The sequence below is a fragment of the Agromyces tardus genome, from assembly GCF_003710805.1.
Taxonomy (GTDB): Bacteria; Actinomycetota; Actinomycetes; order Actinomycetales; family Microbacteriaceae; genus Agromyces; species Agromyces tardus.
The window spans coordinates 1-6,684 of the sequence record NZ_RHHB01000082.1; the positions used below are offsets into that span (position 1 = coordinate 1).

7 protein-coding genes are annotated in these 6,684 nt (G+C 72.1%); 5 read left to right on the top strand and 2 right to left on the bottom strand.

The genetic code is table 11. The features are described 5' to 3' along the window. The coding region (locus EDM22_RS19080; RefSeq protein ID WP_425455163.1) for an allophanate hydrolase-related protein at window positions 1-488 on the top strand (488 nt) is incomplete at its 5' end. A gap of 44 nt (window positions 489-532) precedes the next feature. On the opposite strand, the gene EDM22_RS19085 is transcribed toward EDM22_RS19080, so the two are convergent. Then, window positions 533-724 (bottom strand): DUF5302 domain-containing protein, encoded by a 192-nt coding sequence (locus tag EDM22_RS19085; RefSeq protein WP_122938678.1) that lies wholly within the window; start codon window positions 722-724, stop codon window positions 533-535. A 356-nt stretch (window positions 725-1,080) separates the two neighbouring features. Between EDM22_RS19085 and EDM22_RS19090 the strand changes: the two genes are divergently transcribed. Beyond that, window positions 1,081-3,363, top strand: coding sequence for a polyribonucleotide nucleotidyltransferase (locus EDM22_RS19090; protein WP_122938679.1), 2,283 nt, complete (start codon window positions 1,081-1,083; stop codon window positions 3,361-3,363). Window positions 3,364-3,545: 182 nt separating this feature from the next. Here EDM22_RS19090 and EDM22_RS19100 read toward each other — a convergent pair whose 3' ends face one another. Next, complete coding sequence (locus tag EDM22_RS19100) at window positions 3,546-4,007, bottom strand: Lrp/AsnC family transcriptional regulator (protein ID WP_122938680.1); 462 nt, start codon at window positions 4,005-4,007, stop codon at window positions 3,546-3,548. A gap of 166 nt (window positions 4,008-4,173) precedes the next feature. Here EDM22_RS19100 and pdhA point away from each other — a divergent pair, with 166 nt between their 5' ends. From pdhA to EDM22_RS19115, 3 genes are all read left to right on the top strand, one after another. Continuing rightward, a complete protein-coding gene (pdhA, locus tag EDM22_RS19105; RefSeq protein WP_122938682.1) occupies window positions 4,174-5,352 on the top strand; it encodes a pyruvate dehydrogenase (acetyl-transferring) E1 component subunit alpha in 1,179 nt (392 codons plus the stop codon). Further along, complete coding sequence (locus EDM22_RS19110; protein ID WP_122938681.1) at window positions 5,349-6,359, top strand: alpha-ketoacid dehydrogenase subunit beta; 1,011 nt, start codon at window positions 5,349-5,351, stop codon at window positions 6,357-6,359. The genes pdhA and EDM22_RS19110 overlap by 4 nt, the downstream gene beginning before the upstream one ends. Then, window positions 6,356-6,684, top strand: a 329-nt coding sequence (locus EDM22_RS19115) for a biotin/lipoyl-containing protein (RefSeq protein ID WP_342768535.1), incomplete at its 3' end; no start/stop codon positions are given. The genes EDM22_RS19110 and EDM22_RS19115, both read left to right, overlap by 4 nt.

Here is a 6,684-nt window from a genome sequence, read left to right on the forward strand (position 1 = left end):
CGGCCGCGCCCGCAGCCCCGGTCCCGCCGGCGTCCGGTTCGGGCGTGGGCGCGCGGGCGGGCACAGCGGCCGGCGCGACGGATGCCGCCGGCCTGCCGATCGCGGTCGTGGGCGCGCACCTCGAGGGCATGCCGCTGCACCCGCGCCTGCTCGAGCTCGGGGCGACGTTCGTCTCCCGCACGACGACCGCGCCCGAGTACCGCCTCTACGCGCTGAGCGGCACGGTGCCGCCGAAGCCCGGCTTGGTGCGCGTCGGCGAGGGGGGCGCCGCGCTGGAGGTCGAGGTGTACCGGCTGCCGGGGGAGTCCGTCGCGGCGTTCCTCGCCGAGATCGGCGCGCCGCTCGGCATCGGCACCGTGCGGCTCGTCGACGGCAGCGAGCTGCACGGCTTCGTGTGCGAGGCGATCGCCGTGGCCGATGCCGAGGACATCACGCGCTTCGGCGGCTGGCGAGGCTACCTCGCGGCGGCGACGGCCGCGGCGAACTGAACGCCCGGGCGATCGCCCGGGCGTTCAGTCGGCCCGCACAGGGCTCAGCCGCTCTTGCGGCGGAACTCGCGCTTGTGCTCGGCGGGACCCTGGCTGTGCTGCGCCTGGCCGCCGCCGTCGAGGTGGGCCTCGCCTTCCCGCTGCTTCGCCGTCTGGTTCTTGCGCTCGAGCGCCTCGCGGAACTTGCGCTTGGTCTCCTCGGAGGGGCCGGAGGAGCTCTGCTCGTCGGATGTCATGCGATCGAGTCTGCCACGGGCGCCGCGACGCTGTCGCACGGTGTCCCACTCGGGGCGGGTCGACGCACGGCGTCCGGCGGCCCGCTAGGTCGCGACACGCCGGACTGGTAGGCTCGGGAAGGATGCCCGCGTGGCATCCGCTCAATTCAACATGAGCCGGCGCCCGCTCGGGCGCCTGGAGCAGGCCGGCAGGAGCTGGTCCCCTGTGGTGGCTTACCAAGCACGGCTTGGTGGACTTCGACTGGTGACCAGCGCTGGCGGAATCATCCGATGCGCTGAGATCTGCCTGTTCCTGCTCCGATGTTCACCTCGCGCGCCATACGGGCGTGCGAGCCGAAACAAAGGAGAGAGACCTCTTGGAAGGTCCTGAAATCACGTTCGCCGAAACCGTCATCGACAACGGAAAGTTCGGCACCCGCACGATCCGCTTCGAGACCGGCCGCCTCGCCCAGCAGGCGCAGGGCTCCGCCGTCGCCTACATCGACGAGGAGACCATGCTGCTCTCGGCCACCTCGGTGTCGAAGCAGCCGAAGGAGCACTTCGACTTCTTCCCGCTCACGATCGATGTCGAGGAGCGCATGTACGCCGCGGGACGCATCCCCGGCTCGTTCTTCCGCCGCGAGGGCCGCCCGTCGACCGAGGCGATCCTCACCTGCCGTCTCATCGACCGCCCCCTGCGCCCCTCGTTCGTCGAGGGCCTCCGCAACGAGGTGCAGGTCGTCGTCACCGTGCTCGCCATCGAGCCCGACGAGTACTACGACGTGCTCGCGATCAACGCCGCGTCGCTCTCGACGCAGCTCTCCGGCCTGCCCTTCTCGGGTCCGGTCGGCGGAGTGCGCGTCGCGCTCATCGACGGCCAGTGGGTCGGCTTCCCCAAGTACTCGCAGATCGAGGAGGCCGTGTTCAGCATGGTCGTCGCCGGTCGCGTGGTCACCGAGGCCGACGGCTCGCAGGACGTCGCGATCATGATGATCGAGGCCGAGGCCACCGACAACGCGTGGAACCTCATCCAGGCCGGCGGCGTCAAGCCCGACGAGGCCGTCATCGCGCAGGGAATCGAGGCGTCGAAGCCCTTCATCAAGCAGCTCGTCGAGGCGCAGCAGCAGGTCGCGTCGACCGCGGCCAAGCCCACCGCCGACTACCCGACGTTCCCGCCGTACCAGCCGGAGACCAAGGCCGTCGTCGAGGAGCTCGCGCTCGAGGAGCTCAAGGGCATCTACCAGATCGCCGGCAAGGTCGAGCGCCAGGACGCCGACGACGCCCTCAAGGCACGCGTCAAGGACGCCGTCGCCGCGAAGGTCGAGGCGGGCGAGCTGCCCGAGTCGGCCAACGCCGAGGTGTCGGCCGCCTACAAGTCGGTCACCAAGCACGTCGTGCGCTCGCGCGTCCTCGCCGACGGCGTGCGCATCGACGGTCGCGGCCTCGCCGACATCCGTCCGCTCGACGCCGAGGTGCAGGTCATCCCGCGCGTCCACGGCTCCGCCATCTTCCAGCGCGGCGAGACCCAGATCCTGGGCGTCACCACGCTGAACATGCTGAAGCTCGAGCAGCAGATCGACTCGCTGAGCCCGGTCACCAAGAAGCGCTACATGCACAACTACAACTTCCCGCCGTACTCGACGGGTGAGACGGGTCGTGTGGGTTCGCCCAAGCGTCGCGAGATCGGCCACGGCGCCCTCGCCGAGCGTGCGCTCATGCCGGTGCTGCCGACTCGCGAGGAGTTCCCCTACGCGATCCGCCAGGTGTCCGAGGCGCTCGGCTCCAACGGCTCGACGTCGATGGGTTCCGTCTGCGCGTCGACCCTGTCGCTGCTCAACGCGGGCGTGCCGCTGCGCGCACCCGTCGCGGGCATCGCCATGGGCCTCATCTCCGACACCGTCGACGGTGAGACCCGCTACGCGGCCCTCACCGACATCCTCGGTGCCGAGGACGCGCTCGGCGACATGGACTTCAAGGTCGCCGGCACCTCCGAGTTCGTCACCGCGATCCAGCTCGACACGAAGCTCGACGGCATCCCCGCCTCGGTGCTCGCCGGCGCGCTGACGCAGGCCAAGGAGGCGCGCACGACGATCCTCGCCGTGCTCAACGCCGCCATCGACGGCCCCGACGAGATGGCACCGACCGCGCCCCGCGTGATCTCGGTCCAGATCCCCGTCGACAAGATCGGCGAGCTGATCGGCCCGAAGGGCAAGACGATCAACGCGATCCAGGACGAGACCGGCGCCGACATCTCCATCGAGGAGGACGGCACCGTCTACATCGGCGCGACCGACGGCCCCTCGGCCGAGGCCGCCCGCGCCCAGGTGAACGCGATCGCCAACCCGACCAACCCCGAGGTCGGCGAGCAGTTCCTCGGCACCGTCGTGAAGATCGCCGCCTTCGGCGCCTTCATCTCGCTGCTGCCCGGCAAGGACGGCCTGCTGCACATCTCCGAGGTGCGCAAGCTCGCCGGCGGCAAGCGCGTCGAGAACGTCGACGACGTGCTCGGCGTCGGCCAGAAGATCCTCGTCGAGATCACCAAGATCGACGACCGCGGCAAGCTCTCGCTCGCCCCGGTGCTGGCCGAGGACGCCGACACCGAGGGCCGCGAGGCCACCGGCGTGCACGCCGACGCCCCCGCCGAGGGCGCCGACGTCTAGTCGACACCGCTGCACCGGATGCCCGTCCCGACTCGTCGGGGCGGGCATCCGTCGTCGGGGCGGTCGGGCGGGCGGTCAGTCGGGCGGGCGGTCGGTCGTCCGGTCGGGCGGTCAGGCGGGCGGGCGGTCGGTCGTCCGGTCGGGCGGTCAGTCGGGCGGGCGAGCCCGCGGCCGTCGACGTTTCAGTCGCGCCCGAGCAGCGGCCCGAGCCGGAACGGGATGAGCTCGCCCATCGCGAGCGAGGTCTCGGTGCGCTCGACGCCGTCGATCGCGAGGATCTCGCCGTCGATGCGGAAGAGGTCGTGCGCGTCGCGGCACACCACCCGCACGAGCAGGTCGATGGGCCCCGACAGGCCGTGGGCCTGGATGACCTCGGGGATCTGCGCGATCTCCTCGACGACCTCCGTGAGGCGCTTCTGGCGCACGTGCACCGCGATGAACGCCTCGAGCGGGTAGCCGAGCGGCACCGGGTCGATGCTCCGGTCGAACGAGAGGAACGCGCCGGATGCCTCGAGGCGCGACATCCGCGCCTGGACCGTGTTGCGCGACATCCCGAGCCGGTCGGCGAGCGCGACGACGGTCGCCCGGGGGTCGGCCGCGAGCGCCGCAAGCAGGGCTCGGTCGACCTGGTCGTAGCCGTTCATAGTGCCACACGATAGCACCGCAATTCGTCGCACTGTTTGGCAACATGCTCAACCGACTCGCGGTTGCTTGAGCCGATTGCCAGATCGACGTACCCTTGCGGTATCCGGCATGGGCGCCGGGCGCGACGCGGCCCACAAGGCGGCGCGCCGACACGGAGGTTCGACGATGACCCCTTCCGACCGAGAGGCGACCGGGCTGCTCACACGCCCCGACGACCTCGTCCAACTGCTCGGCCCGACCGGCGAGCGTCACGCGAGCGCGGAGTACGACCCCTGGGTCGCCGACGTCGACGACGACGCCCTGGTGGACCTGCACCGCGACATGGTCGTGGTGCGCCGCCTCGACAGCGAGGCCACCGCGCTGCAGCGCCAGGGCGAGCTCGGGCTCTGGCCGCCGCTCGCGGGCCAGGAGGCCGCCCAGATCGGTTCGGCCACCGCGCTGCGCGCCGACGACTTCGCCTTCACGAGCTATCGGGAGCACGCGGTCGCATGGCTGCGCGGGGTGCGCCCCGACGAGCTGCTGAGCGTCTGGCGGGGCTCGGCGGCATCCGGCTGGAACCCGTTCGAGAAGAACATGGCCGTGCCGCAGATCATCATCGGCGCGCAGGCGCTGCACGCCACCGGCTGGGCGATGGGCGCCAAGTGGGAGGGTACCGACGCCGCCGCGGTCGCCTACTTCGGCGACGGCGCCACGAGCGAGGGCGACGTCAACGAGGCGCTCGTGTTCGCCGCGAGCTTCGCCGCGCCCGTCGTGTTCTTCTGCCAGAACAACGGCTGGGCCATCTCGGAACCGGTGGGCCTCCAATCCCACCAGCCCCTCGCGCGCCGGGCCGACGGCTTCGGCATGCCCGGCATCCGCGTCGACGGCAACGACGTGCTCGCGGTGCTCGCCGTGACGCGCTGGGCGCTCGACCGCGCCCGCCGGGGCGAGGGCCCGGCCTTCATCGAGGCGGTCACGTACCGCATGGGCCCCCACACCACGGCCGACGACCCGAAGCGCTACCGCACCGACGACGACCTCGCCGCGTGGCGCGAGCGCGACCCCATCACCCGGCTGCGCGCCCACCTCGCCGCCCGCGGGCTCGACGCCGATGCGCTCGATGCCGACGCGAAGGCGGCGGCCGACCGTGCGGCGGCCGAGCTGCGCGCCGGGCTCGTCTCGATCCCCGACCCCGAGCCCATGAGCGCGTTCGATCACGTCTACGCCGAGCCGAACAGCCACCTCGACCGGCAGCGCGACCACTACGCGCGCTACCTCGCGATGTTCGACGACGCGGAGGCCGCAGCCGCGGACGCCGCCGGCACGGGCGCCGCGGCATCCGACCCCCGCGGAGGCGCACGATGACGACCCTCACCCTCGGCAAGGCCCTCAACCAGGGCCTGCGCCGCGCCCTCGCCGACGACGACAGGGTCGTGCTGCTCGGCGAGGACATCGGCACGCTCGGCGGCGTGTTCCGCGTCACCGACGGCCTCAAGGCCGAGTTCGGCGAGCACCGCGTGGTCGACACGCCGCTCTCCGAGGCGGGCATCGTCGGCACGGCCGTCGGGCTCGCGTACCGCGGGTTCCGGCCCGTCGTCGAGATCCAGTTCGACGGGTTCATCTACCCGGGCTTCGACCAGATCGTCGCGCAGGTCGCGAAGCTGCACTACCGCTCGCGCGGCGCCGTGCGGATGCCCATCACGATCCGCGTGCCCTTCGGCGGCGGCATCGGCGCGGCCGAGCACCACTCCGAGTCGCCCGAGGCGTACTTCACCCACACCGCGGGGCTGCGCGTGGTGGCCTGCTCCAACCCCGCCGACGCGTTCGTGATGATCCGCCAGGCCATCGCGAGCGACGACCCGGTGATCTTCTTCGAGCCGAAGCGGCGCTACCACGTGAAGGGCGAGGTCGACGAGCACGCGAGCCTCGCCGACGCGCGCCCGATGGGCGTCGCGACCACCGTGGCATCCGGTCGCGACGTCACGCTCGTCACGTACGGCGCGCTCGTGCAGACGGCGCGGGATGCCGCGACCGCCGCCGCGGAGGAGGGCGTGTCGATCGAGGTCGTCGACCTGCGCTCGCTCGCCCCCGTCGACTACGCCACGATCGAGGCGTCGGTGCGCCGGACGGGCAGGCTCGTCGTCGCGCACGAGGCGGGCCAGCAGGGCGGCGTGGGCGCCGAGATCGCGGCGAGCATCACCGAGCGCTGCTTCGACTTCCTCGAGGCCGCGCCCGTGCGCGTCACGGGCCACGACATCCCGTACCCGCCCGCGAAGCTCGAGCAGCACCACCTGCCCGACCTCGACCGCATCCTCGACGGCGTGGATCGCGCGCTCGGACGCCCGAACTCGCTCAGCGGGGTGGAGGGATGACGGCGATGATCCGCGACTTCGCACTGCCCGACCTCGGCGAGGGACTCACCGAGTCCGAGATCGTCGCCTGGCGCGTCGCCGTCGGCGACCACGTCGAGCTCAACCAGATCATCGCCGACGTCGAGACCGCCAAGGCCGTCGTCGAGCTGCCCTCGCCCTTCACCGGCACCGTCACGGCGCTGCACGCGGCCGAGGGCGAGACGGTGAACGTCGGTGCGAAGCTCTTCTCCTGCGACACGGGCGAGGGCGGGGCGGATGCCGCGGCGCCGGCGCCTGCGGCCGCGGCGGCCTCGGCCGGGGCTGCCGGGCAGACGCCTGCGGCCGC